The sequence below is a fragment of the Pseudomonas lalucatii genome (assembly GCF_018398425.1).
Lineage (GTDB): Bacteria > Pseudomonadota > Gammaproteobacteria > Pseudomonadales > Pseudomonadaceae > Aquipseudomonas > Aquipseudomonas lalucatii.
Window position 1 is genome coordinate 459,790 of record NZ_JADPMV010000002.1, and the last position, 25,752, is coordinate 485,541.

Sequence of the window (25,752 nt, forward strand, 5' to 3'; positions counted from 1 at the left end):
GGCGCCCGCGCGGCCATCACCAGCCCAGGGTTTCCTTCAGGAAGGGAATAGTCAGCTTGCGCTGGGCCTGCAGCGAGGCCTGATCGAGGCGCTCGAGCAGCTCGAACAGCGCACTCATGCTGCGCTCGCCACGGGTGAGGATGAAGCGGCCGACCTCGTCGCTCAGGTTCAGACCGCGACGCGAGGCACGCAGCTGCAGGGCGCGCAGCTTGTCCTCGTCGGACAGTTCATGCAGCTGGAAGACCAGGGCCAGGGTCAACCGCGACTGCAGGTCGGGGAGCGCGACCGGCAGCTCCCGCGGCGACCGGGCGGCGGCCAGCAGCAGGCGCCGGCCGCTGTCGCGCAGGCGGTTGAACAGGTGGAACAGGGCCTCCTCCCAGTCGCTGCGGCCGGCCACGGCATCCAGCTGGTCGAGGCACACCAGCTCGCACTGTTCGAGGTTGTCCAGCAGATCCGGGCCGTAGGCCACGACTTCCGCCAGCGGCAGGTAGACCGCCGGCTCACCGCGCTGCTCGAAACGCAGGCAGGCCGCCTGCAACAAGTGACTGCAGCCCACGCCGGCACCGCCCCACAGGTAGATCAGGCTCTCCGTCCAGCCTGCCTCGGCCTCGCACAGGCGCTCGACATAGCCCAGCGCGGCGGCGTTGGCCCCCGGATAGTAGTTGGCGAAGGTGGCGTCATCGCGAAGACGAACGCCTAATGGCAATTGAATGGGCGTCATGCAGGACTCGGCGGTTCGTCGGAGCCGCTGGCGGACTCTCCGTAAAGAGCGGAAAGTTTATAGCCTTCTGCGCCCTAAGTCATTGATGGATAACGCATGTCTTTGCTGGGCCTTCCTAGCCCTTGCCTGCCCGCCCTTGGGCTTTGAGGGCCATTGCCGGCCTGTGTTTTCGACACTTTTTCGACACGCGTGCTAGACAGCCGTAGCCCCTATCAGTAGCGTCTAGCCATCACGGTGTCGTATCCGTTTCACACCCGATCTTGTCTCAAGCCGTTTTCTGTCCTGCCTGTGTCCTGTTTACCGTTTGGACAGGTATGCACTTCAATAGCTTAGTGCATGGCAGGGAACGCTATCGGACACCTGGAAGGTTGTTATACGACAGCAGTATCACCTAATTAATAGCTAGGCAAGTTCACAAAGGTTCGCAATGAAAGCCTGGAAGAAATACCAAGAGGACGCAGCGGAATACTTCCGCACTTTAGGTCTAAATGCATCCACAGACGTACCGGTAAAAGGTGTGAGAACCAGTCATGACGTGGACGTACTAGTAACATCACATTATGTAGGGTTCGACGTCACTTGGGTTGTAGAGTGTAAGTACTGGAAAACACCGGTAAACAAGCTGCACGTGCTCGCACTAAGAGAAATAGTTTCTGATGTAGGTGCTGACAGGGGAATCCTACTATCAGAGTCAGGCTTTCAAAGTGGCGCAATTGAAGCTGCAAATCTAACGAACATTCAAGTAACCTCACTTTCTGAAATCAACCAAAGTGCAGCTCCTAGCATTTACGCAATGCGCCTTAGAGACCTATTCGACCGAACCGGCATCTGCAAGGAACGATATTGGGATATACCCAAAAGGGAGCGCATTGAATATGGCCTCAGGGCCGATGTGGGTGAAATAGATTACTCCGGAGCGAGAGCAATTGATATGTGCATCGATCTGCTAACAAAAGCATTCAGAGGAATTTATCCATTTCAAAGTAATGACATAGAAGTATTTCTGAAATTTGGAAAAGACAAATACTTTGAATCACCAGCTGAAGTCGTAGATCTAGTTCATCAAAAAATTTCAGAACTGGAAGCTAAGCTAGACACCTACGAATCCACAAGAAAGCATGCCTAACTCTCGTGAATAGAGATGGTGAGCCTTATCAGTTATTGGCAAGAACAAAAGCGTGACCAACTTAAATAATGGAGTGAACATGTCAAAATATCTGGTTGAACTTATTGGTAGCAGGCAGTCTGGCACAATGAGCAAAAGCTATACCGTTGACGCCGAAAGTGAATCCAATGCTGAAAAATCCGCAATGGCAAAGCTGCGTTCGGATATTTTCTTTACGCAATACTCTTGGTCTGTAAAGCGAATCCAAAAGCGATAACAGCACTCTAAAAGAGCGCAATAGTTCAACTTGATTAGAGTACCTAACAAACTGGTAAATCGTTCGCTTTGCTCACTGGGACGGGCCAAAGCCCGCCCCCTTAATCAAACGTTGCCTAGTTCGACCTAAGGTATCTATATGCCCACTATCCGACTTGAAGAGCGAAGCGATGATGGCACGATTCTGGATACCTTAAGCGGCGAGGTCTCCGACTCCGACTGGAAAATACTTACCAAATTCTTATCTCACCTTGACCGCGCTACGGAATGCAGCCTTATTCGCCGAGGAATCCCTAAAATATCCGGCATAAAATGGGAAGCAGGTGAAATGAAATTTAACGCCGAAAGCTATTCCAACGCCGAACTGTACGAACTATTACATGTGCTACGACCATTGATCCTCCATAACGAGCCCGCTTCTTTCGGAGCCGTTCGCGCCACCCTGGGTAGATGCTTTAAAAATAAACGCTTCTCAAACCACCTGAAAGAACTGCAACATATATTCGACCATGGACAATTAGCAGCCTTCATGCAGGTATCCATCGGAGAACAGCCACTATTTGATAGTTCTTTACTTCGTATATGGCTGAACGGCACTCAGTACCATACTGAAGAAGAAAAAGCCGCTGCATGGAGCGAAATAGAAGCTGACCTTACGACCGAAAACGCACGAGCAATTGTCATCAACCAGTTAAAAGACAAAGTATTTGCACTACTGCTTTTAGGACACATAGCAAGAACCATCACAAACGAAAGTGTGTGAGCAACCGTAGCAGCTGGCACTCAAATCGCTCGTCACGCTCACTGGAACGCGCTAAAGCCCGCTCCTTTACCAAACCGTTAGAATAGCTACCACCTAGTCTCTATAATTCAAGCCAATACTTGCTCTACAGTTTCTGCGCTCGATGCTGCCTTCTTTGTGCGGCCAGCAGGCACGGTCCTTCATGCTCGGCGTTTGCTTGATGACGGTGACCTTCATTTTTGCAGCTGGCTTTGGCTGTTCAACTGGGCTAGGTGGCTCGGTGAAGCTAACTACGTTGTTAGCGCCGCGCGGGATGTAGTTGTTATCGTTGAATACGGTTTGCTTGGGTGGGGCGTTCGCCACTTCGGCTTGGCCGGGAGCTGGGCTGGCTTGAGCTTGCTGGTCGCGCCTTGCCTGTTCTTCGACAATTCTGTCCCAGTCCTTGCTTGCTACTGGTTCTGGCCGAGTAATCTCGGCGACCGGGGCTGGCCTGGAATGGGTGTTCTTGTTGGCCAGGTTCTGCACTGTGCCTTTCAGGAAAGCCGAGCCTGCTGCGTGGAGCATGGCCAGCGTGACGCATGTGCCGATGATTCCTGGGATGAACCATGCCACGGCATTACGTCTGCGGGGATTTGTTCGTATGTAGTCGGGGGCGTCGTTCCAATCAGCCTTCACTTTCCCTCTCCCTTGTCCCTCGGGCGTACCAGCGCCTAGTCACTTCCGTTGTGATTGCTATCCCGCGTGTTGACTGGTCAAGTTTCGGTTGGCTTCGTCGTATTCGGGGCTGGTCTGGCCTTTATCCGGCATAACCTCACCAGTCATCAGCCACCAGCGATAGCCCGGGTACAGCGTCCCGAGCTGCTCAATTTCTTCCGCACTAATCCTCGCCTTGCCTCGCTTAATACTTTGCCACCTCACGTATTCCTTGCTGTTTACCTCAGCAAGGTCTTTGAGGCTCGTCGTCTCAAGCAATTCAAGGGCTCTATCAAGCATTCGGGTGCTCATTGTCAAAGACAATCGTATGGACTATTGCCATATCTGCAGAGTTTATGGATGATTTCCATATGGACATATTCCATATTACTAGCCCAACAAAGACCAACATAGTGCAGGAAAGCCCATGGACTTGGAAGAAAGCAACCTCACTCCGAAAGGCCTGCTCCCGACCCCGCCGGTTCTGCCCTGGCGCGAGTTCGCGGATTGGATTCGCATGGCCGACGACCACAACACCGTATGGGGCTGGATTCGTAACGGCTACATCCCCTCACACAAGGTAGGTAAGCACGTCATGGTCAACGTGGCACTGCTGACCCAGCAACTTTTGGAAAAGGAGTGGTTGGCATGAGCAAAGCCGATGAGAGCCTGGACCTCTGTAGCGTCATCACCTTCGCCGAAATGAGCGGCATATCGGTCGAGGAGGCGATTGGCTGGGTGGACAACGGAACGATCCCCAGCCTGAAGCTGGCTGACTTCCGCATGGTCAACCTGGCTCGCCTGCGTGAAGACCTGCTCAAGGGCAAGACCGCCTTCAAAGAGGGGGACTACAGCCATGTCTAGCCAATGTGTTGCCCTGGATGCAGCCACCGCTCTTGGCTACATCGGTCAAGCCGTCCTTGTGGAGTTGGTGTGGGACGATGACCCGGAAGCCATCTGGCGTTTCAAGCACATCGTTGGCGTGGTGTTGCCCGTCGAAGGTGTTTACGAGGATGGCTATTTCCTGACTGTTCCCTTCAACGACAGCACCGATTTTCCGACCGAAATTTTCTTCAACACCATCCGAACCATTCGGGCGATGCGGTACCGCGACCGGCACGGTTCCGGCAACGTACTGGGCCGTATCGCCCGTCCTAACCAGGCTGGGTCAAGGGCCGCGCTCCCGGCTCGTCGGAACAGCTCCATCGTTCCGGCGAACGGAAGCACGGGCGCAGCGCACCCTTGACGCACCACGGCCATGAACAGCCTATCCGTGGGAGCAAGGGGCAGCTTTTCCGCCCCGCGCTCCCGAGCCCTCGGCGGCAAGAGCGGGATGACAAGGGCAGAGCCCTTGGTGTGCTTCGCCTCTGCCCAGCACCCGCGCCAAGCCCCTGTCTCCCTCGCTGATCGCCCCCGCCTGCTGCACCTTCCGGCCCTGCCGGATGCTCGCCCAGTCCTGCTCGGACTTCTTTTGCTGCTGATTCTCGCCGCGCCCTGGAGTAGCGGGGTAGTCGCCGTGCCGCCGGGCAATCAGCAGTCAGCCATCGGGATAGATGAAAGCGTCAGCTGCGGGCGCGGCGGCACAGGTGTGCGCGAGGCACGAGCGCGCAGGTGCGCCGCCCGCCAGCTGACGTCCCTGTAACACGTCAGATAAATACCAAATGAACAGGCCAGTACTGGTCAATGTTGGAGAACTGAAAAATGAAAGCAAAGGATCAGATTCGGTTAAACGTCGATGGCTTCGAAAGCCCAACCGGCCGCCTGTTCGTTGAGCGGGGCAACGCCAAGATCACCGACCTGTCGAAAGTCCGCCTGCTGCGTTGCGGCGTCGACACGGTGCGTCAGCTGTACCGGGGCATGATCCGCCCGGAAGTCATGGCGCTGTTCGAAACGCCAGGAGTCATGGTCGACTTTGCCGACCAGCGCTGGCACTCCGGTCGTGTCGGCCGTGACTCGGGCTACCAGTACAAACTGCAGAACGCCGACCTGGGCATCATCCTCTTGGTGAAGAACTTCAACGCCAAGCTCGACAACATCGGCCCGCACCTGAAAATCGAGGTGTCGCCCCACGCCATCGACGCCCTGTCGCCGGAGCGTCTGCAAGAGCACCTGGACCACTACGCCGACGCCGTGTTGAGCCACCTGGAAATCAACCAGTGCGCGGTTCATCTGGCGTTGGACCTGCAAGGCTGGACGCCGCCCGCCGATCTGGTCGCCCGCATGCATTGCAAGGCCCGCACGCACCGCGATATTTCGGGCATCAGTGAGGTCAGCTGGGCCACCAAGTCGAGCGTCTACGGCCGCGGGGAAACGTCCATGTTCGGTTCGGCCGGTGGCGTGCAGCTGGCCATCTACAACAAGACCGAACAGGCCCGCGCCACCGACAAGCTCGACTACTGGGAAAGCGTCTGGAAGCGGCGCGACAGCTTCGACGCAGACGACCCCAACAACTACGACCCGGAGCAAGACGTGTGGCGGGTGGAGCTGCGCTATCACCACTCGATCATCCAGCAGTTCGCCAGCGGCTCCATTGATGTGCGGACGGGTGAGGCCATCGACACTCGCTCGTTTGCCGCCTTCTCGGGCCACTTGGACGGTTTGTGGCGCTATGGCCTGGGGCAGTTCAAGTTGCTGGCTCGCCCTGGTCATTTCGAGGCGATCTGGACCCTGATTCGCGATGACGTGCGGGTCGATCTGCCGGTGGACTCCCTGCTCGATCAGACCGAGTACAAGCGCTACTACAAGACGTCGCGGGGCTTCTCGGGCAAGAACGTGGAGCTGTTCCTGGGAAACTTCGTAAGCCTACTGGCAAGGGAGCGGGTGGGCGCAAAAAAGGCGTTCTCCACCCTAAAACAATGGGACTGTTGGCCCGTTATACGGGATCACTACGCGGCCAAGGAAAAGACTGAACGGGACATTTACCGGCACATCAAAGACCTGCTCGAGGAACGACAGGTGAGGTGGGGGCGTGCGGTCTGATGGCGATTGAGCAGCTACCAGACGGCCGCTGGCGGGTCGATGTAGAGCCCATCAAGGGCAAGCGCTTCCGCAAGACCGTGAAGACCAAGGCCGAGGCCCAACGCTTCGAAGCCACCAAGCGCGCCGCGATGATCCAGCCGACCAACTGGAACCCCAAGCCAAAGGATCGCCGCAAGCTCTCCGAACTGGTCCAGCGCTGGTACGATCTGCATGGGCATTCGATCACCAGTGGCAGGCGTCGCACGAACACCCTTCTGCTTATGTGTCAGCGCCTGGGCGATCCGCTCGGGACCAAGCTGACTGGGGCCCACCTCGTCGAGCTGCGCCGGCGGGAGCTAGAGGCCGGGGCCGTCCCCAAGTCGATCAACAACCGTTTCACCTATCTCAAAGCCGTGTTCAACGAGCTGCACCGCCTGGGTGACATCGACTACCCGAACCCACTCGCCAAGGTAAAGCCACTCAAGTTCCAGGAACGGCAGCTGTCGTACCTGACGGCAAAGCAGATTCCCCAGCTGCTCGACGCCCTGGATAGCAGCCGCTCCAGCTGTGTGCGCCTGGTTGCTGAGGTGTGTTTGGCGACGGGGGCCAGGTGGTCGGAGGCTCAGGGGCTGACCCGCGATCTGATCCGCCATCAGACCGTGACCTTCACCAACACCAAATCGAAGCGCCTGCGGGTCATTCCGATTAGCCAGGCATTGGAGCAGCGACTTACGGCCTATCTGGACGATCACGGACGCTTCACCGATTGCAGCCGGGCCTTTCGTATTGCCGTCGCACACTCGGGCATCGCCCTGCCGCGAGGCCAGTGTTCGCATGTGCTGCGCCACACCTTCGCGTCTCACTTCATGATGAGTGGCGGGAATATCCTCACGCTAAAGGAGATTCTCGGCCACGCCTCGCTGACCATGACGATGCGCTATGCGCACCTGTCGCCTTCCCATCTGCGCGATGCGCTGAAGCTCAACCCGCTGGACGGTTTCGACACTTCTTCGACACCTGCGACCAAGCCGAAAAAGAAAAACCTTAAAAATCAATCAGGTGGTGCCACGAAACCGTAGGTGTCTGATTGTTTATAGAAATCATGGGCATGACGCAGCAAAACCATTATCACCGCGGCCACCGGCAGGGCCAGCAGCACGCCGCTGAAGCCGAACAGCTGGCCGCCGGCCATGATCGCGAAGATCACCGCCACCGGGTGCAGGCCGATGCGGTCGCCCACCAGCCAGGGTGTCAGCAGCATGCCTTCGAGCAACTGGCCGACGGTGAATACCGCGGCGATGGCCAGCAGCGGGTAAGGTTCGACGCCGAACTGGAACAGGCCCGCCGCCAGCGCCGCAGCGATCCCGACCACTACCCCCAGGTAGGGCACGATGCTGGCCAGCCCCGCCAGCAGGCCGATCAGCAGACCCAGCTCCAGGCCCACCAGCATCAAGCCGGCGGCATAGAGCAGGCCCAGCGCCAGCATCACCAGCAGTTGGCCGCGCAGGAAGGCGCCGAGCACCTCATGACACTCGCCGAACAGCTTCACCACCAGCCCCTCGCGACTGCGCGGCAGCAGTCCGCGCAGCCTGGCGAGCATCAGGTCCCAATCGCGCAACAGGTAGAAGGTGACCACGGGGATCAGCAGCAGGTTGGCCAGCCAGGCCACCAGCGCCAGGCCCGAGGCAGTGGCCTGCGACAACACCAGGCCGAGGATGTCGGTGGTCTTGCCCAGATGCCCGGACAACGCAGCCTTGAGCTGGTCGAAGCGCCAGAAGCCGTCGCCCAGGCCCAGCTGCGCCTGGACCCAGGGCAGGGCCTGGTGCTGCGCCCAGTCGAGCATCTGCGGGGTCAGCTCATAGAGGCGCAGCAACTGTTTGCCGAGCATCGGCACCAGCACCAGCAGCATCAGCGCGAAGATCAGGCCGAACAGCACGAACACCAGGATCACCCCCCAGGTGCGCGACAGCTTCCAGCGCTCCAGGCGGTCGACCATGGGATCGCCCAGGTAGGCCAACAGCACCCCGATCAGGAAGGGCGTGAGAATCGGGTGCAACAGATAGAGCAACCAGCCGAGCAGCAACAGCCCAGCCATCCATAGCCAGCGACGTGAATCGATCATCCTCTGCCCTCATTTGGCGAAACGGGTTGCCGGGAACTCGGCCACGGCCGCCAGAGTGCCCGCTGCGCCAGCCTGTCGCGCCCACCAACCGACATACACAGACGCGGCGGGCGGTTCGGGCCGACACTCGGCGGGGCGAGAGTCTACCAGCGAAAGCGCAGGGTTTCGGTGCGCGGAATCACCTGGGGCGCCGGCGGCTGGCCGGCATCGACCGGCACGCTATCGGCCGCTACCTCCTGCAGGCGCAGCAGGCCCAGTTGCGCACGCAGTTGTTCGGCGCTGGCGTTGATCCGGTAGACGACGCGATCGCCCTGCACCCGGCTCAGCTGCGCGCCGAGCGGCTCGAGGGTGCGCTGCAGCTCGGCATAGCGCGCCAGATCGACGCCCTGGACTTCCAGGGTCAGGCTGGAGGCCGCGCCGGGGGCCACCACGAAGCGCGGTGCCAGGCGCTCGCTCACCGCCAGGAACACGGCATCGGCCAGGGCATTCGGGTCGGCCCCCAGGGCCTTGCCCTGCTCGCGGCCATCGCCCAGCCACAGGCGCCACTGCGCCTGCCACTGGCCATCGACCTCACGGGCCTGCACCGCCAGCAGGGCATCGGCGGCATAGCGCTCGGAGGCTGCACGCAGCGCCTCGGGGTCCTTGGCGCCGAGACTGTCGGGCGTCGCCAGCAGCTGCTCGCCGAGGTCGGCCAGCGGCAGGCGCAGTGGCAGGCCGCGGTGCTGTGCGGCCCGGCGCAGCGCCGCGGCGCTGTCCTGGCCATCGCCGACCAGGCTGGCGCCACCGATGCCCTCGTTCAGCCACCAGGCGACAATCGCCGGCCGGTTGGCGCCCCACAGGGCCAGTCCGGCCTGACGCAGGTGGCGATCGGTACTGAGCGGGTCGAAATCCACCAGCAGGCTGTCGCCCTCGTAGCCGTACTGGCTGACGATCTGTTGCGGGTCCTTGCGCAACTCGGCCAGTGCCGGACTCTGCGCCGCATCGCGACTGCCGGTCAGGCGCAGCACCAGGGTCTCCAGGGCGCGCGCCAGGGCCGCATCGCGCTCCTCCGGCTGCTGGCTGGCCACCGGTTCGCGCACCTGATAGAGGTCGCCCAGGGTCGCGGCGAGGCCGGGTAGGCTCAGCAGCGGCAGGCACAGGACTAACAGGCGGGCGATCAGGCGCATGGGACGGGCTCTCGACGGACGGAAGGCGGCGCGCAACGGCCTGGCAGGCGGCACACGGTGCCCTATACCTTAAACAGCCGCCCGCGCCCCGGCAACCGCGGCGCCGCTCGGCTGGCCGCTGCCCGGCAAGCCTGATAAAATCGCGCGCCTTCGCAGGCCGGCCGCTGCAGCGCCGGTGCCCATCCGAATTCCCCTTCAAAGGCCTGGATCTATGAGCAAGCAACCCTCCATCAGCTACAAGGACGCAGGCGTAGACATCGACGCGGGCGAAGCCCTGGTCGAACGCATCAAAGGCGTGGCCAAGCGCACCGCCCGTCCGGAAGTCATGGGTGGCCTGGGCGGCTTCGGCGCCCTCTGCGAGATCCCGGCCGGCTACAAGCAGCCGGTGCTGGTGTCCGGCACCGACGGCGTCGGCACCAAGCTGCGCCTGGCGCTGAACCTGAACAAGCACGACAGCATCGGCCAGGACCTGGTCGCCATGTGCGTCAACGACCTGGTGGTGTGCGGCGCCGAGCCGCTGTTCTTCCTCGACTACTACGCCACCGGCAAGCTCAACGTCGACGTGGCCGCCACCGTGGTCACCGGCATCGGCGCCGGCTGCGAGCTGGCCGGCTGCTCCCTGGTCGGCGGCGAGACCGCCGAGATGCCCGGCATGTACGAGGGCGAGGACTACGACCTGGCCGGTTTCTGCGTCGGCGTGGTGGAGAAGGCCGAGATCATCGACGGCTCGAAAGTCACCACTGGCGACGCCCTGATCGCCCTGCCCTCCTCCGGCCCGCACTCCAACGGCTACTCGCTGATCCGCAAGATCATCGAGGTCTCCGGCGCCGACATCACCACCATCCAGTTGGGCGGCCAGCCGCTGACCGAGTTGCTGATGGCGCCGACGCGCATCTACGTCAAGCCGCTGCTGAAGCTGATCAAGGACACCGGCGCGGTCAAGGCCATGGCCCACATCACCGGCGGCGGTTTGCTCGACAACATCCCACGGGTGCTGCCGCAGGGTGCCCAGGCGGTGATCGACGTGGCCAGCTGGAAGCGCCCGGCGGTCTTCGACTGGCTGCAGGAGCAGGGCAACGTCGACGAGCACGAGATGCACCGCGTACTGAACTGCGGCGTCGGCATGGTCATCTGCGTGGCCCAGGATCAGGTCGAAAGCGCCCTGGCCAACCTGCGCGCCTCGGGCGAGCAACCCTGGGTCATCGGCCAGATCGCCGCCGCCGGCGAAGGCGCCGCCCAGGTTCAACTGAACAATCTGAAAACCCACTGATGGCCCACTGCAATGTCGTGGTGCTGATCTCCGGCTCCGGCAGCAACCTGCAGGCGCTGATCGACAGCACCCGGGCCGGCGATCAGCCGGCGCGCATCTGCGCGGTGATCGCCAACCGCGCCGACGCCTACGGCCTGGAGCGGGCCAGGGCCGCCGGCATCGCCACCCGACTCCTCGACCACAAGGCCTTCGACGGCCGCGAAGCCTTCGACCAGGCGCTGATCGAGGCCATCGACGCCTTCGCGCCGCAACTGGTGGTGCTGGCCGGCTTCATGCGCATCCTCAGCCCGGGCTTCGTCCGCCACTACGCCGGGCGCCTGCTGAATATCCATCCCTCGCTGCTGCCCAAGTACAAGGGCCTGCACACCCATCAGCGGGCGCTGGAGGCCGGCGATGCCGAGCACGGCTGCAGCGTGCACTTCGTCACCGAGGAACTCGATGGCGGGCCTCTGGTCGTACAGGCAGTGATCCCGGTGCGGCCGGGCGACGTGCCGGACAGCCTGGCGCAACGGGTCCACGAGCAGGAACACCTGATCTATCCGCTGGCCGTGCGCTGGTTCGCCGAGGGCCGCTTGCACCTTGGCGAACAAGGGGCAATGCTCGACGGGCAGCCGCTTCCGAGCACTGGCCACCTCTTCCGAACCTAGGAGACACCATGCGTCGCGCCTTAACGTTCGCCCTCGCCCTACTCTGCCTGCCGGCCTTCGCCGTCGAGCTGCAGCCGTTCTCCGCCAGCTATACCGCCGACTGGAAGCAGGTGCCGGTCAGCGGCTCGGCCGAACGCGGCCTGCAGGCGCTGGACGACGGCCGCTGGCAGCTCAACTTCGAGGCCTCCATGCTGGTCGCCAGCCTCAGCGAGACCAGCACCTTCCGCGTCGACAACGGCGCCTTCCTGCCACAGACCTATCGCTTCGAACGCAGCGGGCTGGGCAAGGGCAAGGTGGTCGAACAGGACTTCGACTGGAGCGCCAAGCAAGTGATCGGCAGCGACCGCGGCACGCCGGTGCGCTTCCCGCTCAACCGCGGCCTGCAGGACAAGTCGACCTACCAACTGGTGCTGCAGCACGACGTCGCCGCCGGCAAGCAGAGCATGAGCTACCAGGTGGTCGACGGCGACGAGATCGAGACCTACGACTTCCGCGTGCTGGGCGAGGAAACCGTGCGCACCCGCGCCGGACTGATCGATGCGATCAAGGTCGAGCGGGTGCGCGACCCGACCCAGAGCAAGCGCAAGACCATCCTCTGGTTCGCCAAGGACTGGAGCTACCTGCTGGTGCGCCTGCACCAGGTGGAGAAGGACGGCAAGGAGTACCAGATCATGCTCGACGAGGGCACGGTCGACGGCAAGCCGGTACAGGGCCGCCGCGACTGAGCGGCTTGCCACACCGAGAAGCCGGGCACTGCCCGGCTTTTTTATGCCCTCAGCAACGACTGGCGTTCAGCAGCACCCGGGCGAAGCTGGCCCCCGGGGTCAGCGGGGTGATCGCCAGCAGACGATCCAGACGCAGGCGCCGCTCACCCGCCACGGCGCGCACCAGCAGGAACTCCTCCTTGTCCACCGTGGTTTGCGTGGTCAGCGCCTCGGCCTCCAGGCACTCGCCATCGACCAGCTCGATGCGCAACCGGTAACGATGCAGACAGGCGATCTCCAGATAGCCGTAGAGATCGCAGTTCAGCGGCAGATACTCGTCCATTTCCGGCTCCTTCATCCCAGGCGCGCGACACTCCCCCGACAGCTTAGGCGCAGAGTCCGCGCCCAGAAAAAAGCCGGGGCTCGCCCGGCTCAGGTCCAGGCGTCCGTCACCACATCAGGTCGTCCGGCACCTGGTAGGCCGCGTAGGGGTCGTCGGCATCCGGCGCCTCGGTCGGCGTATTGAGCAGGACCACGCGCTGGGCATCGCGGGCCTGGATCTTCAACGCCGCCTCGCGCGGAATCACCTCGTAGCCGCCGCCATGGCGGACGATGGCCAGCGAGCCGCAGCTGAGCTTGTCGCGCATCAGCTTGTTCACCGACAGGCGCTTGACCTTCTTGTCGTCGACGAAGTTGTAATAGTCCTCGGTGTTCAGCTTGGGCAGGCGCGAGACCTCGATCAGCTGCTTGATCTGCGCGGCGCGGGCCTTCTGCTCAGCCTTCTCCTGCTGCTGGCGATTGAGCGCCTGGTCGCGGGCGGCCTTCTCGGCCATGGCCTGCTGGGCGGCGAGCTTCTGCGTCTCATCCTTCTCGGCCTGGCCCTTGTGCTCCAGGCGCTTCTGCTTCTGCTTCTCTTTGCTGACCTGCTTGGCCTGCTTCTCGTTGACCAGCCCGGCTTTGAGCAACTGGTCGCGTAGTGAAAGAGCCATAACCTACCTTTAACCGACGAACATTGAACAGGGAGCGGGCCGATGCCCGCCGATGAGCGGAGCGCAGGTCCGCCTAACAGGCCGACGGCCTGTCGCGCTTTTCCATTTTCTTGGCTTCCCCCCAGAGCGCATCCAGGTCTTCCAGGGCGCAATCTTCGATGGCCCGGCCCGCTGTGCGCAAGGCCTGCTCGATAAAACGAAAGCGCTGCTCGAACTTGCCGTTGGCCGCGCGCAGGGCCGCCTCCGGATCGACCTTGAGGTGACGGGCCAGGTTGGTAACCACGAACAGCAGGTCGCCGAGCTCCTCGGTGATCGCCTCGGGATCGTTCTCGCTCATGGCCTCGAGCACCTCGTCCAGTTCCTCGCGCACCTTGTCCACCACCGGCAGCGCCTCGGGCCAGTCGAAACCGACCTGGGCCGCACGCTTCTGCAGCTTGGCCGCCCTACTCAGGGCCGGCAGGGCCTGGGGCACGTCATCGAGCAGGGACAACTGCTCCGGCGCGGCGGCCTTCTCGGCGCGCTCCTCGACCTTGAGTTCCTCCCAGCGCTGCTTGACCGCGGCCTCCTCCAGCCTGGCGGCGTCCGGCGCGCCATAGAGGTCGCCATCGGGGAACACGTGGGGATGCCGGCGCAGCAGCTTGCGGGTGATGCCGTCGACCACCTCGGCGAAGGCGAAGCGTCCCTCCTCGCGGGCCAGCTGGCTGTAGTACACCACCTGGAACAGCAGGTCGCCCAGCTCGCCGGGCAGGTGCGCGAAGTCGCCGCGCTCGATCGCGTCGGCCACCTCGTAGGCCTCCTCGATGGTGTGCGGCACGATGCTGGCGTAGGACTGCTTCAGATCCCAGGGACAGCCGTACTGCGGGTCGCGCAGGCGGGCCATCAGGTGCAGCAGGTCGTCGAGTTGGTACATGGCGGTTTCCGGTACGGTGGGCGCCGGCCTGCGGGGCAGGCCGGCGCGGCTCAGGAGGCGCGGAGGCGGCGTGCCTCGATGATGTTGGGCAGCTGCGAGATGCGTCCGAGCAGGCGTCCCAGGGCGTCCAGGCCGGGAATCTCTACCGTGATCGACATCGAGGCGGTGTTGTCCTCCTTGTTCGACTGGGTATTGACCGCGAGCACGTTGAGCTTCTCGTTGAGCAACAGCTGGGTCACGTCGCGCAGCAGGCCGGAGCGGTCGTAGGCGCGGATGATGATGTCCACCGGGTAGGTCTGCACCGGCACCGGCCCCCAGCTGACCTGGATGATCCGCTCCGGCTCGCGGCCGGCCAGCTGCAGCACCGAGGCGCAGTCCTGGCGGTGGATGCTGACGCCGCGACCGAGGGTGATGTAGCCGACGATGGGATCGCCCGGCAGCGGCTGGCAGCAGCCGGCCATCTGCGTCAGCAGGTTGCCGACCCCCTGGATCTGGATGTCGCCGCGCTTGCCCGGCCGAAAGCCCAGGGCCTTGCGCGGGATCAGTTCGAGCTGCTCGCTGCCGCGCTCCGGCTCGACCAGCTGCTGGGCCAGATTGACCAGGTGGGCCAGGCGCACGTCGCCGGCACCGAGGGAGGCGAACAGGTCCTCGGCGGTCTTCAGGTTGGCCCTCTCGGCCAGGGCGTCGAAGTCCACGTGCGGCAGCGCCAGGCGACCCAGTTCGCGCTCGAGCATGGCCTTGCCGGCGGCGACGTTCTGGTCGCGGTCCTGCAGCTTGAACCAGTGGACGATCTTCGCCCGCGCCCGCGAGGTGGTGACGTAGCCCAGATTGCTGTTCAGCCAGTCGCGGCTCGGCGTGCCGTGCTTGCTGGTGATGATCTCCACCTGCTCGCCGGTCTGCAGGCTGTAGTTGAGCGGCACGATGCGCCCGTTGATCTTGGCGCCGCGGCAGTTGTGGCCGATCTCGGTGTGCACCCGGTAGGCGAAGTCCAGCGGCGTGGCGCCCTTGGGCAGGTCGATGGCGTGGCCGTCCGGGGTGAATACGTAGACCCGGTCCGGCTCGATGTCCACGCGCAGCTGCTCGGCCAGGCCGCCGATGTCGCCCAGCTCCTCGTGCCATTCGAGCACCTGGCGCAGCCAGGAGATCTTCTCTTCGTAGTGGTTGGAACCGGACTTGACGTCGGTACCCTTGTAGCGCCAGTGCGCGCACACGCCCAGCTCGGCTTCCTCGTGCATGGCGTGGGTGCGGATCTGCACCTCCAGCACCTTGCCCTCCGGGCCGAGCACCGCGGTGTGCAGCGAGCGGTAGCCGTTCTCCTTGGGGTTGGCGATGTAGTCGTCGAACTCCTTGGGGATGTGCCGCCACAGGGTGTGGACGATGCCCAGCGCGGTGTAGCAGTCGCGCATCTGCGGCACCAGCACGCGCACCGCGCGCACGTCGTAGATCTGGCTGAACTGCAGGCCCTTGCGCTGCATCTTGCGCCAGATCGAATAGATGTGTTTGGCCCGGCCGCTGATGTCCGCCTCGATGCCGGTGGCGTCCAGCTCCTGGCGCAGGTGACTCATCACGTCGTTGATGTACTGCTCGCGGTCCAGGCGGCGCTCGTGCAGCAGCTTGGCGATCTGCTTGTACTGCTCGGGCTCCAGGTAGCGGAAGGACAGGTCCTCCAGCTCCCACTTGATATGGCCGATACCCAGGCGATGGGCCAGCGGCGCATAGATGTCGAACACCTCGCGGGCCACCCGCTGGCGCTTCTCGTCGTCGGCGTGCTTGACCGCACGAATGGCGCAGGTGCGCTCGGCCAGCTTGATCAGCGCCACGCGCACGTCGTCGACCATGGCCACCAGCATCTTGCGCAGGTTCTCCACCTGGGCCTGGGAACCGAGCACCAGGGAGTCGCGCGGGTTCAGGCTGGCGCTGATCGCCGCCATGCGCAGCACGCCGTCGATCAGCTTGGCCACCACCGGGCCGAAGCGCTGGTGCACGGCGGCCAGGGTCACCTTGCCCTCGCGCACGCCGCGGTAGATCACCGCGGCGACCAGGGAGTCCTGGTCGAGCTTGAGGTCGGCGAGGATCTCGGCGATCTCCAGGCCGGCGCGAAAGCTGGAGGCGCCCTCGGCCCACAGATTCTGTGCGGCATTGGCCTGCTGCTCGGCCTCGCGGGCGAACTCGCAGGCCTCGCGCAGGGCCTCGCGCTCCAGCGCCGGGTCGACGCTGAGCACGTGATCCAGCCAGGCCTCGAGGTTGATGCTGCCGTCATCGTTGATCGGCTGGTGCGCCCTTACCTGAACCATATTGCTTACCTTCCCTCACGGCCCGCGCCAGGCGTGCCGAACAGTCGCCGCCTTCTCCGAGCCGGTCGGTTTAACCACTGAAGATGCAGTCCCTGCACCTCCGCTGCACACCCTAGATAAGGACAAAAGGCGGCAAAGCCAAGGGGCTTCGTCCGCCACCCATCCCTGCCCAGGGCCTGTTGATCCGTTGCCTCGCCGACTACGGCCGCTCGAACAAGGCCATCGCCTCGACATGGGCGGTCTGCGGAAACATGTCGAGGATGCCGGCACGCCGCAGCCGGTAACCTTGCCGCACCAACTCGACGCTGTCACGCGCCAGGGTCGCCGGATTGCACGACACGTAGACCAGCCGCTGCGCGCCCAGGGCGCCGATCTGCCGAACCACCTGCAGCGCGCCGTCGCGCGGCGGGTCGAGCAGCACCGCGGCGAAGCCGCCCCGCGCCCAGTCGGCCGCGGTCCAGGGCTCGGCCAGGTCGGCGCGCACCACCCGGACATTGTCCAGGCCATTGCTCGCGGCGTTCTCCGCGGCCCGCTCGACCATCGCCGCCACACCTTCCACCGCGACCACCTCGCGCACCCGGCGGGCCAGCGGCAGGGCGAAGTTGCCCAGTCCACAGAACAGGTCCAGCACCCGCTCGTCCGCCCGGGGCGCCAGCCAGTCCAGGGCCTGGGCGACCATGGCCTCGTTGACCGGCGCATTGACCTGGACGAAGTCACCCGGCCGGTAGCCCAGGTGCAGGTCCCAGGCCTCCAGGCGGTAGCCCAGGCTGACGCCCTCCGCGAAGGGGTGCGGCGCACCGCCGCCCTGCAGCCACAGCTGCGCCTTGTGGGCCACGCAGAAGGCCTGCAGGCGGCCCAGGTCGGCCTCGTCCAGCGGCGCGGTGTGGCGCACCAGGATGGCGCTGGCACTGCCCCGGAACAGCTCCACATGGCCGATGGCCTGGGGTTTGTCGAGGCTGCCCAGCACGGCCGGCAAGGCGCGCAGGATCGGCTGCAAGGGCTGTACCAACACCGGACAGTCGGCGATGGCGACGATGTCCTGGCTGGCCGCGGCGCGAAAGCCGACGTCCAGGCGCGCGGCCCTGGCGTCCCAGCGCACGGCGATGCGCGCGCGGCGGCGGTAGGCGAACTCGGGACCGACCAGCGGCGGCGCCCACTGTTCCGGCTCGAGCCCGGCCAGACGACCGAGCTGCTCGGCGAGCATGCGCTGTTTCAGGGCAAGCTGCTCGCCATGGGGCATATGCTGCACGCTGCAGCCGCCGCAGGTGCGTGCGTGGGCACAGGGCTCCGCACGGCGCTGCGCGCTGGCGTCGAGAATGCGCTCGCCGCGGGCCTCGACCACCTGGCTGCGGGCGCCCAGCACCCGGGCCTCGACCTCCTCGCCGGGCAAGGCGCCGCTGACGAACCAGGTACGCCCGTCGACGAAGCCGATGCCGCGGCCATCGTTGGCCAGGCGTTCGATCCTCAGGCGCTGCTTCTTGCCCACCGGCACCTGCGGCGCACGGGCGCCGCCGCTGGGCTGGAAGCGCAGCCCGCCGCTTTTCCTGGCCATCAGTCGTGGGGCGTGTCGTACACGCCGGTGGACAGGTAACGGTCGCCACGATCGCAGATGATGGCCACCATCACCGCGTTCTCCACTTCCCGGGACAGGCGCAGCATGGCCGCCACCGCGCCGCCGGAAGACACCCCGCAGAAGATGCCTTCCTCGCGGGCCAGACGGCGCATGCAGTCCTCGGCCTCGCGCTGAGGCATGTCGACGATGCGGTCGACCCGCTCGGCCTGGTAGATCTTCGGCAGGTATTCCTGGGGCCAGCGGCGGATGCCGGGAATCGACGCGCCTTCCATCGGCTGCAGGCCGACGATCTGCACCTGCGGGTTCTGCTCCTTGAGGTAGCGCGACACGCCCATGATGGTGCCGGTGGTGCCCATGGAGCTGATGAAATGGCTGATCTGCCCCTGGGTCTGGCGCCAGATCTCCGGGCCGGTACCGCTGTAATGGGCCTCGGGATTGTCGCCGTTGGCGAACTGGTCGAGCACCTTGCCGCGCCCGCCGCGCTGCAGGCTCTCGGCCAGGTCGCGGGCGCCTTCCATGCCGTCCTCGCGCGACACCAGCACCAGCTCGGCGCCGTAGGCGGTCATCGCCGCCTTGCGCTCGGCGCTCATGTTGTCCGGCATGATCAGGATCAGCTCGTAGCCCTTGATCGCCGCCGCCATCGCCAGGGCGATGCCGGTGTTGCCGCTGGTGGCCTCGATCAGGGTATCGCCGGGACGGATATCGCCGCGCAACTCAGCCCTGGTGATCATCGACAGCGCCGGGCGGTCCTTCACCGAGCCGGCCGGGTTGTTGCCCTCCAGCTTGACCAGCAGGGTGTTGGAGGTGCTACCCGGCAGGCGCTGCAAACGCACCAGCGGGGTGTTGCCGACGCAATCGGCAATGGTGGGAAATTGCAGGGTCATGGCGTCGATCGAATCCAGACGGCAGAAGGGGTCCCCATGATAACGGCAAACCGGCGGCAGCCCTAACCCGGCGATGATCCGTGCGGGCCCGTGCGGCACTGTCATTCGCCCGAGACCAGCCGCTACACTGGCGACTTGCGGACGGCGATCAGCCAGAGGGGAGGAAGCGAGTGTTCAAGGATCTAGGCATCAAGGGCCGCGTGCTGCTGCTCACCCTGCTGCCGACCAGCCTGCTGGCGCTGGTGCTCGGCGGCTATTTCACCTGGGTGCAGTTGTCGGGACTGCAAGCCCAGTTGCTGCAACGCGGGGAGCTGGTCGTCGAACAGCTGGCGCCCCTGGCCGCCCCCGCCCTGCAGCGCGGCGACGCCGCCCTGCTGCTGCGCATCGCCAACCAGGCCCTGGAACAGCCGGATGTCCGCGCGGTCAGCTTCCTCGCCGCCGAGGGCCGACACCTGGCCCATGCCGGCCCCAGCATGCTCAACGCCCCCCCGGTCGGCGGCGAGCTGCAGGCGGCTCGGCGCAGCAACCAGGACGCCACGCGCTTCCTGCTGCCGGTGTTTGGGCAGCACCTGAGCCTGACCGGCGCGCCCCCCGGCGCCACCGCCAGCCGCCTGCTCGGCTGGGTGGAACTGGAGCTGTCGCACCACAGCACCTTGCTCAGCGGCTACCGCAGCCTGTTCGCCAGCCTGCTGCTGATCGCCGCCGGACTGAGCGTCACCGCCCTGCTCGCCCTGCGCATGAGCCGCAGCATCAACGAGCCGCTGCGGCGCATCAAACACGGCGTCGCCCTGCTCAAGGACGGCCATCTGGAGACCCGCCTGCCGCCGCTGGGCAGCCATGAGCTGGACGAGCTGGCCGCCGGCATCAACCGCATGGCCGAGACCCTGCACGGTGCCCAGGAGGAGCTGCAGCACAGCATCGACCAGGCCACCGAGGACGTGCGGCAGAACCTCGAGACCATCGAGATCCAGAACATCGAGCTGGACTTCGCGCGCAAGGAGGCCTTGGAGGCCAGCCGCATCAAGTCCGAGTTCCTCGCCAACATGAGCCACGAGATCCGCACCCCGCTCAACGGCATCCTCGGCTTCACCAACCTGCTGCAGAAAAGCGAGCTGACCCCGCGCCAGCAGGACTACCTGGACACCATCGAGAAGTCCGCCGACAGCCTGCTGGGGATCATCAACGAGATCCTCGACTTCTCCAAGATCGACGCCGGCAAGCTGGTCCTGGAAAACATCCCGTTCAACCTGCGCGACCTGCTGCAGGACACCCTGACCATCCTCGCCCCGGCGGCCCATGAGAAGCAGCTGGAGCTGCTCAGCCTGGTCTACCGCGACACGCCGCTGTCGCTGGTCGGCGACCCGTTGCGGCTCAAGCAGGTGCTGACCAACCTGGTGAGCAACGCGATCAAGTTCACCCGCGAGGGCAGCATCGTCCTGCGCGCCATGCTCGAGGACGAGAGCGCCGACCGCGCCCAGCTGCGCATCAGCGTGCAGGACACCGGCATCGGCCTGTCCAGCGAAGACCTGCGGGCCCTGTTCCAGTCCTTCAGCCAGGCCGACAACTCGCTGTCGCGCCAGGCCGGCGGCAGCGGCCTGGGCCTGGTGATCTCCAAGCGCCTGATCGAACAGATGGGCGGCGAGATCGGCGTCGACAGCACCCCCGGCGAAGGCTCCGAGTTCTGGGTCAGCCTGAGCCTGCCGAAAGCCCGCGACGATGCCGAGGACCTGCCACGCCCGCCCCTGCTGGGTCGCCGCGCGGCCATCCTGGAAAGCCACGAGCTGGCACGCCAGGCCCTGCAGCACCAGCTGGAGGACTGCGGCCTGAAAGTCAGCGCCTTCGCCGACTTCGACAGCCTGCTCGCCGCGGTCGACAGCGCCCGCCACGGCGAGCAGCCGATCCAGCTGGCGGTGCTCGGCGTCACCGCCCAGGCTTTGCCGCCGGAACGCCTCGGCCAGCGCATCTGGGATCTGCAGCACCTGGCCTGCAAGACCGTGGTGCTCTGCCCCACCACAGAGCAGGCGCTCTATCACGAGGCCCTGCCCGACGCCTACAGCCAGCTGCAGGCCAAGCCCGCCTGCACCCGCAAACTGCAACGCACCCTGGCCGAGCTGATCAGCCCCAGGCTGCCACTGCGCCGGGAAACCGATCCGCCGGCCCCCGGCCGGGCGCCGCGGATTCTCTGCGTCGACGACAACCCGGCCAACCTGCTACTGGTGCGCACCCTGCTGGAAGACATGGGCGCCGTGGTGAGCAGCGCCGACGGCGGCCAGAAGGCCCTGGAGCTGGCCCGGCAGGACAGCTTCGACCTGATCTTCATGGACGTGCAGATGCCCAGCATGGACGGCCGCCAGACCACCGAGGCGATTCGCCAGTGGGAGGCCGAGCACCTGCGCACGCCGGTGCCGATCATCGCCCTGACCGCCCACGCCCTGGCCAACGAGCGCCGCGCCCTGCTACAGAGCGGACTCGACGACTATCGCAGCAAACCCATCAGCGAGCGGCAACTGGCCCAGGTGGTGCTCAAGTGGACCGGCCTGGCCTTGCGCCGCCAGGGCCCGGAACGCACCGCCGAGGCGGATGCCGACACGGCGTTGCCCAGCGTGCTGGACGACGCCGAGGGCCTGCGCCTGGCCGCCGGCAAGGCCGACCTGGCCGCCGACATGCTGGGCATGCTGCTGGCCGGCCTGCCGGGCGACCGCCAGGCGATTCGCCAGGCCCGCGAGAATGGCGAGCGCAACGCGCTGATCGAGAGGGTCCATCGCCTGCATGGCGCCACCCGCTATTGCGGCGTGCCGCAACTGCGCGCCGCCTGCCAGCGCAGCGAGACCCTGTTGAAGCAGAACGACCCCGCCGCCCAGGATGCCCTGGACGAACTGGACGCGGCGATCGAACGGCTGGCCAGCGAAGCCCGGGTCAGCGCCTAGCTGCACTCGAACGCCGCAGGCGAGCCCGGCAGCGAGGAGCCACCATGCGCATCATCCTGTTCAGCAGCAAGCCCTACGACCGCGACAGCTTTCGCGCCGCCAACCTGCGGCCGGGCTGGCAGCTGCAGTTCCAGGAGGCCCGGCTGGGCCTGGCGTCCGCCGCCCTGGCACAGCACTGCGAGGTGGTCTGCGCCTTCATCAACGACGACCTCTCGGCGCCGGTACTGCAGCGCCTGGCCGCCGCTGGCACGCGCCTGATCGCCCTGCGTTCGGCCGGCTACAACCACGTCGACCTGAACGCCGCGCAGCAACTCGGCCTCGAGGCCGTACGGGTGCCGGCCTATTCCCCCCACGCGGTGGCCGAACACGCGGTGGCGCTGATCCTGGCGCTGAACCGGCGCATCCACCGTGCCTTCAACCGCACCCGCGAGGGCGACTTTTCCCTGCACGGGCTGACCGGCTTCGACCTGCACGGCAAGCGGGTCGGCGTCGTCGGCTGCGGCACTATCGGCCGGGTCTTCGCCCGCATCATGGCCGGCTTTGGCTGCCGCGTGCAGGTCTACGACCCCTTCCCGGTGGCGGATCTGACGCAACTGGGCGGCCAGCAGGTGGAACTCGATCAACTGATCGCCGAGAGCGATATCATCAGCCTGCACTGCCCGCTGAACGAGGGCAGCCACCACCTGATCGACGCCACCCGCCTGGCGCAGATGAAGCCCGGGGCGATGCTGATCAACACCGGGCGCGGCGCGCTGATCGACACCCCGGCACTGATCGCCGCACTGAAGAGCGGCCAGCTCGGCTACCTCGGCCTGGACGTCTACGAGGAAGAGGCCGAGCTGTTCTTCGAGGACTGCTCCGACCGGCCGTTGCAGGACGATGTGCTGGCGCGCCTGATGACCTTCCCCAATGTCATCGTCACCGCCCACCAGGCCTTCCTCACCCAGGAAGCGCTGACGGCCATCGCCGGCACCACCCTGGACAACATCGCCGCCTGGGCCGACGGCTCGCCGGTCAATCGGCTCCACCCCGGCCCGTGATAGCATTCGCGCCTATTTTGGAGGAGCCATGGCCGAACACGATTTTCGCTACAACCTGCTCAACCCCGAGCACACCCTGATCGAGTGCCGCGCCCTGGCGCCGGGCCGCTACCAGGTCACCGGCAACGGCGGCTCGATCCACGGCGGTGACGGCCTGCTGGTCACCCTCAAGGGCAGCCGCGACCTGAGCATGCGCCTGCAGGTGGACAAGGTGCGCCACCTAATCAACCCGCGCGGTCAGTGGGTCGCGGTCGCCCATGGCCCGGCCTTCGGCGAGCTGGCGATCTTCAACTGGCAGGTCAAGTGCGACGGCTGTGCCCGCCAGCTCGACTTCGAGTTCGCCGTGGACGCCGCCCTCGGCAAGAAGGCCCAGGCCCCGGCCGCCGAAGCGCGCATCCGCGAACTGGGCTGGCGCAGCCAGGACGGCCGTCACCTGTGCCCGCAGTGTCCGTAGGCCGGCGCATGGCCCGCACCCTGGTGACCGGGCTGCTCGGCGCCAGCCTGCTGGGCTGCGCCAGCGCCCCACTGCAGCTGGAAACCGAGCGCGCCTACCGGATCGAATGGCTCGGCGAGCGCCCCGCGCTCGACGACAGCCAGCCGACCCTGACCCTCGGCGAGGACGGCCGCGCCTATGGCACCGCCGGTTGCAACCACTGGTTCGCCCGCTATCGCCTGCAAGGCCAGCGGCTCAGCTTCGCCGATGCCGGCAGCACCCGCAGACAGTGCGCGGCGCCGCTGATGGAGCAGGAAGCACGCTTTCTCGACAGCCTGGGCAAGGTGCAGCGCTGGGACGTCTCGCCCCTCGAGCAGCTGCGTCTGTGGCCCGAGAGCGGCAAGCCGCTGCGCCTGTCGCCGGCCGAGGGCTAGCTAGCGCAGCCTGCCCGCCTCCCCCAAGGGTGGATGGGCAAAGCGTCGCGCGAACAGGCCGTAGGGTGGAAAACTGCGAAATATTTTCCACCAGCGAACCGTGATCGTGGATGTGAAGAGCGCCATCCAGCCTAGGGCGCGAACAACTCCAGTTGCTCATGGCGGCCACGCAGATCGTGCAGCCGCACCCCAACGCCGAGCAGCCGTACCGGCCTGTTGCCGCGGGCGAAGGCCGCACTCAGCAACAGCCGGTAGCTGTCCAGGTCGCGGCCCGCGCCGGCCTGCTCCAGGGTGGTCTGGGTGAAGTCGTGGAACTTGACCTTGACGAAGGGTTTGTCCGGCCGGTAACTCGCGTCCAGCCGCACCATGCGCCTGGCCAGCTCATCCAGCAGCGTCGGCAGTTGCTCCAGGCAGGCCGACAGGTCCGGCAGGTCCTGGTCGTAGGTGGTCTCCACGCTCACCGTCTGCCGCCGACTGTCGGTCTGCACCGGGCGCTCGTCGATGCCCCGGGCCAGCCCCCAGAGACGCTCGCCAAAGTGACCGAACTCCTTGACCAGCCGCAGCTTGGGCCACTCGCGCAGGTCCGCACAGCGGTGGATGCCCAGGCGCGCGAGCTTGTCCGCGGTCACCTTGCCGACCCCGTGCAGCTTGCTTACCGGCAACTCGGCGACGAACCCCTCGACCTGTTCCGGGGTGATCACGAACAGGCCGTCGGGCTTCTTCCAGTCGCTGGCGATCTTGGCCAGGAACTTGTTCGGCGCCACCCCGGCCGACACGGTGATATGCAATTCCCGGGAGACCCGCCGACGAATATCCTGGGCGATGCGCGTGGCGCTGCCGGCGAAATGCGGGCTGGCGGAGACATCCAGATAGGCCTCGTCCAGCGACAACGGCTCGATGACCTCGGTGTAGTCGCGGAAGATGGCGTGGATCTGCCGGGAGACCGCCTTGTACACCTCCATCCGCGGCTTGACAATCAGCAGGTCCGGACACAGCTTCAGCGCATGCCCGGAAGCCATGGCCGAGCGCACGCCGTAGGCGCGTGCCTCGTAGTTGCAGGTGGCGATCACCCCCCGACGGTCCGCCGCCCCGCCCACCGCCAGCGGCTTGCGCGCCAGGCTCGGGTCGTCGCGCATCTCGATGGCGGCATAAAAGCAGTCGCAGTCGACGTGGATGATCTTGCGGGTGGTCATGTGCGGGCCTGGAACAGTGTGACGTATGGCCGCGCCGGGCCGCCCCGTGCGGCGATCGAGCGACCGAATGCGCAAGCGGGCGCCGGTGTGCCGCCGGCCTAGCTAGCCTACGGGTGCCAAGTAGATTCTCCCGCGTAATGGCCACGGACTCTAGCCCAGGGGCAACCCCATCGGCTACGCCGGCCGACAGCGAAACCGATAAATGCCGGGCTCCGCCAGCCGAATCCCCTCGCAAACGCCCGCCTGGCGCGGCCAGCATCCGTAATCCCACTGTCACAAAGCGCTAAGCGTCTGAACAGAAAACGATTTTTACCGAACTAAAGGTTGACAGCCTGTCTCTAAACTATAGAATGGCCGCCGCGGGATGGAGCAGTCTGGTAGCTCGTCGGGCTCATAACCCGAAGGTCGTAGGTTCAAATCCTGCTCCCGCAACCAAATACCCGAAAAGGCCACTCGAACGAGTGGCCTTTTTCGTTTCAGCGCGACCAGTCCGACGCTCACCGCGGCAGGCGCCCATGCTACCGGGCCAACTGCCCATGCCCGCCCAAACCGACCTCCATGGCCAGCCACCACGCACAATCGCTCGCGACGCTGGTCAAGCCGGCGATCCGCCGCTAGAATTGCGCACTTTTTGATCAATGGCGCCTTACGCGCCCATCCTCCAAAGCCCG

27 protein-coding genes and 1 tRNA gene are annotated in these 25,752 nt (G+C 65.1%); 16 read left to right on the forward strand and 12 right to left on the reverse strand.

Annotated features, from left to right (window positions below):
* Positions 1-16 precede the first annotated feature (16 nt).
* On the reverse strand, positions 17-721 hold the full coding sequence (gene hda / locus I0D00_RS15515) for a DnaA regulatory inactivator Hda (protein WP_213640733.1): 705 nt from the start codon (positions 719-721) through the stop codon (positions 17-19).
* A 427-nt stretch (positions 722-1,148) separates the two neighbouring features.
* On the opposite strand from hda, the gene I0D00_RS15520 reads away from it, so the two are divergent.
* The 3 genes from I0D00_RS15520 (at position 1,149) to I0D00_RS15530 (ending at position 2,865) form a co-directional block, all read left to right on the forward strand.
* Positions 1,149-1,847, forward strand: a complete 699-nt coding sequence (locus I0D00_RS15520) for a restriction endonuclease (RefSeq protein ID WP_213640734.1) — start codon at positions 1,149-1,151, stop codon at positions 1,845-1,847.
* 79 nt (positions 1,848-1,926) lie between these two features.
* Positions 1,927-2,103, forward strand: coding sequence for a hypothetical protein (locus tag I0D00_RS15525; RefSeq protein ID WP_213640735.1), 177 nt, complete (start codon positions 1,927-1,929; stop codon positions 2,101-2,103).
* A 138-nt stretch (positions 2,104-2,241) separates the two neighbouring features.
* Complete coding sequence (locus I0D00_RS15530; RefSeq protein ID WP_213640736.1) at positions 2,242-2,865, forward strand: hypothetical protein; 624 nt, start codon at positions 2,242-2,244, stop codon at positions 2,863-2,865.
* Between the two features lie 93 nt (positions 2,866-2,958).
* Here the strand turns inward: I0D00_RS15530 and I0D00_RS15535 are convergent, their stop codons facing one another.
* Both I0D00_RS15535 and I0D00_RS15540 read right to left on the reverse strand, forming a co-directional pair.
* Complete coding sequence (locus tag I0D00_RS15535; protein WP_213641853.1) at positions 2,959-3,519, reverse strand: hypothetical protein; 561 nt, start codon at positions 3,517-3,519, stop codon at positions 2,959-2,961.
* A 57-nt stretch (positions 3,520-3,576) separates the two neighbouring features.
* A complete protein-coding gene (locus tag I0D00_RS15540) occupies positions 3,577-3,837 on the reverse strand; it encodes a DNA-binding protein (protein WP_246533293.1) in 261 nt (86 codons plus the stop codon).
* Between the two features lie 127 nt (positions 3,838-3,964).
* On the opposite strand from I0D00_RS15540, the gene I0D00_RS15545 reads away from it, so the two are divergent.
* From I0D00_RS15545 to I0D00_RS15565, 5 genes are all read left to right on the forward strand, one after another.
* Complete coding sequence (locus I0D00_RS15545) at positions 3,965-4,189, forward strand: MerR family transcriptional regulator (RefSeq protein WP_213640738.1); 225 nt, start codon at positions 3,965-3,967, stop codon at positions 4,187-4,189.
* Complete coding sequence (locus I0D00_RS15550) at positions 4,186-4,401, forward strand: hypothetical protein (protein WP_213640739.1); 216 nt, start codon at positions 4,186-4,188, stop codon at positions 4,399-4,401. Before I0D00_RS15545 ends, I0D00_RS15550 begins: the two co-directional genes overlap by 4 nt.
* On the forward strand, positions 4,394-4,783 hold the full coding sequence (locus tag I0D00_RS15555; protein ID WP_213640740.1) for a hypothetical protein: 390 nt from the start codon (positions 4,394-4,396) through the stop codon (positions 4,781-4,783). Before I0D00_RS15550 ends, I0D00_RS15555 begins: the two co-directional genes overlap by 8 nt.
* Positions 4,784-5,238: 455 nt before the next feature.
* On the forward strand, positions 5,239-6,516 hold the full coding sequence (locus I0D00_RS15560) for a hypothetical protein (RefSeq protein ID WP_213640741.1): 1,278 nt from the start codon (positions 5,239-5,241) through the stop codon (positions 6,514-6,516).
* On the forward strand, positions 6,516-7,574 hold the full coding sequence (locus I0D00_RS15565; protein ID WP_213640742.1) for a phage integrase: 1,059 nt from the start codon (positions 6,516-6,518) through the stop codon (positions 7,572-7,574). Before I0D00_RS15560 ends, I0D00_RS15565 begins: the two co-directional genes overlap by 1 nt.
* Here the strand turns inward: I0D00_RS15565 and I0D00_RS15570 are convergent.
* Entirely contained in the window at positions 7,547-8,617 is a 1,071-nt protein-coding gene (locus tag I0D00_RS15570; protein WP_213640743.1) for an AI-2E family transporter, read from the reverse strand. The two genes, I0D00_RS15565 and I0D00_RS15570, sit on opposite strands and share 28 nt — an antisense overlap.
* Positions 8,618-8,760: 143 nt before the next feature.
* Positions 8,761-9,783 carry a DUF2066 domain-containing protein gene (locus I0D00_RS15575; RefSeq protein WP_213640744.1) on the reverse strand — a complete coding sequence of 341 codons (1,023 nt, stop codon included), beginning with the start codon at positions 9,781-9,783 and terminating at the stop codon, positions 8,761-8,763.
* Between the two features lie 211 nt (positions 9,784-9,994).
* Between I0D00_RS15575 and purM the strand changes: the two genes are divergently transcribed.
* Genes purM through I0D00_RS15590 form a run of 3 tightly spaced genes read left to right on the forward strand, consistent with a single transcriptional unit; the run spans position 9,995 to position 12,425 of the window.
* Positions 9,995-11,053 (forward strand): phosphoribosylformylglycinamidine cyclo-ligase, encoded by a 1,059-nt coding sequence (gene purM / locus I0D00_RS15580; protein WP_213640745.1) that lies wholly within the window; start codon positions 9,995-9,997, stop codon positions 11,051-11,053.
* Positions 11,053-11,700 (forward strand): phosphoribosylglycinamide formyltransferase, encoded by a 648-nt coding sequence (purN, locus tag I0D00_RS15585; protein ID WP_420850815.1) that lies wholly within the window; start codon positions 11,053-11,055, stop codon positions 11,698-11,700. The genes purM and purN overlap by 1 nt, the downstream gene beginning before the upstream one ends.
* An 8-nt stretch (positions 11,701-11,708) precedes the next feature.
* On the forward strand, positions 11,709-12,425 hold the full coding sequence (locus I0D00_RS15590; protein WP_213640746.1) for a DUF3108 domain-containing protein: 717 nt from the start codon (positions 11,709-11,711) through the stop codon (positions 12,423-12,425).
* Between the two features lie 49 nt (positions 12,426-12,474).
* Here the strand turns inward: I0D00_RS15590 and I0D00_RS15595 are convergent, their stop codons facing one another.
* The 6 genes from I0D00_RS15595 to cysM form a co-directional block, all read right to left on the reverse strand.
* Entirely contained in the window at positions 12,475-12,747 is a 273-nt protein-coding gene (locus I0D00_RS15595; RefSeq protein ID WP_213640747.1) for a Rho-binding antiterminator, read from the reverse strand.
* Between the two features lie 106 nt (positions 12,748-12,853).
* Positions 12,854-13,393, reverse strand: coding sequence for a DUF2058 domain-containing protein (locus I0D00_RS15600; protein ID WP_213640748.1), 540 nt, complete (start codon positions 13,391-13,393; stop codon positions 12,854-12,856).
* 73 nt (positions 13,394-13,466) lie between these two features.
* Positions 13,467-14,303, reverse strand: a complete 837-nt coding sequence (gene mazG / locus I0D00_RS15605) for a nucleoside triphosphate pyrophosphohydrolase (RefSeq protein WP_213640749.1) — start codon at positions 14,301-14,303, stop codon at positions 13,467-13,469.
* 50 nt (positions 14,304-14,353) lie between these two features.
* Positions 14,354-16,597: a GTP diphosphokinase gene (gene relA / locus I0D00_RS15610; protein WP_213640750.1), complete on the reverse strand. Its 2,244-nt coding sequence runs from the start codon at positions 16,595-16,597 to the stop codon at positions 14,354-14,356.
* A 199-nt stretch (positions 16,598-16,796) separates the two neighbouring features.
* Positions 16,797-18,149, reverse strand: coding sequence for a 23S rRNA (uracil(1939)-C(5))-methyltransferase RlmD (rlmD, locus tag I0D00_RS15615; protein ID WP_213640751.1), 1,353 nt, complete (start codon positions 18,147-18,149; stop codon positions 16,797-16,799).
* Positions 18,149-19,054, reverse strand: coding sequence for a cysteine synthase CysM (cysM, locus tag I0D00_RS15620; RefSeq protein ID WP_213640752.1), 906 nt, complete (start codon positions 19,052-19,054; stop codon positions 18,149-18,151). Before cysM ends, rlmD begins: the two co-directional genes overlap by 1 nt.
* Before the next feature lie 170 nt (positions 19,055-19,224).
* Here cysM and I0D00_RS15625 point away from each other — a divergent pair, with 170 nt between their 5' ends.
* Genes I0D00_RS15625 through I0D00_RS15640 form a run of 4 tightly spaced genes read left to right on the forward strand, consistent with a single transcriptional unit; the run spans position 19,225 to position 23,888 of the window.
* Entirely contained in the window at positions 19,225-21,981 is a 2,757-nt protein-coding gene (locus I0D00_RS15625) for a response regulator (RefSeq protein ID WP_213640753.1), read from the forward strand.
* A gap of 44 nt (positions 21,982-22,025) precedes the next feature.
* Positions 22,026-23,021 (forward strand): 2-hydroxyacid dehydrogenase, encoded by a 996-nt coding sequence (locus tag I0D00_RS15630; RefSeq protein WP_213640754.1) that lies wholly within the window; start codon positions 22,026-22,028, stop codon positions 23,019-23,021.
* Positions 23,022-23,049: 28 nt separating this feature from the next.
* Positions 23,050-23,475, forward strand: coding sequence for a hypothetical protein (locus I0D00_RS15635; protein WP_213640755.1), 426 nt, complete (start codon positions 23,050-23,052; stop codon positions 23,473-23,475).
* 8 nt (positions 23,476-23,483) lie between these two features.
* Positions 23,484-23,888 (forward strand): META domain-containing protein, encoded by a 405-nt coding sequence (locus I0D00_RS15640; RefSeq protein WP_213640756.1) that lies wholly within the window; start codon positions 23,484-23,486, stop codon positions 23,886-23,888.
* A gap of 131 nt (positions 23,889-24,019) precedes the next feature.
* On the opposite strand, the gene dinB is transcribed toward I0D00_RS15640, so the two are convergent.
* Positions 24,020-25,081 (reverse strand): DNA polymerase IV, encoded by a 1,062-nt coding sequence (gene dinB / locus I0D00_RS15645; RefSeq protein ID WP_213640757.1) that lies wholly within the window; start codon positions 25,079-25,081, stop codon positions 24,020-24,022.
* Positions 25,082-25,439: 358 nt separating this feature from the next.
* Here dinB and I0D00_RS15650 point away from each other — a divergent pair.
* Positions 25,440-25,516, forward strand: a tRNA-Met gene (locus I0D00_RS15650).
* Positions 25,517-25,752 lie beyond the last annotated feature (236 nt).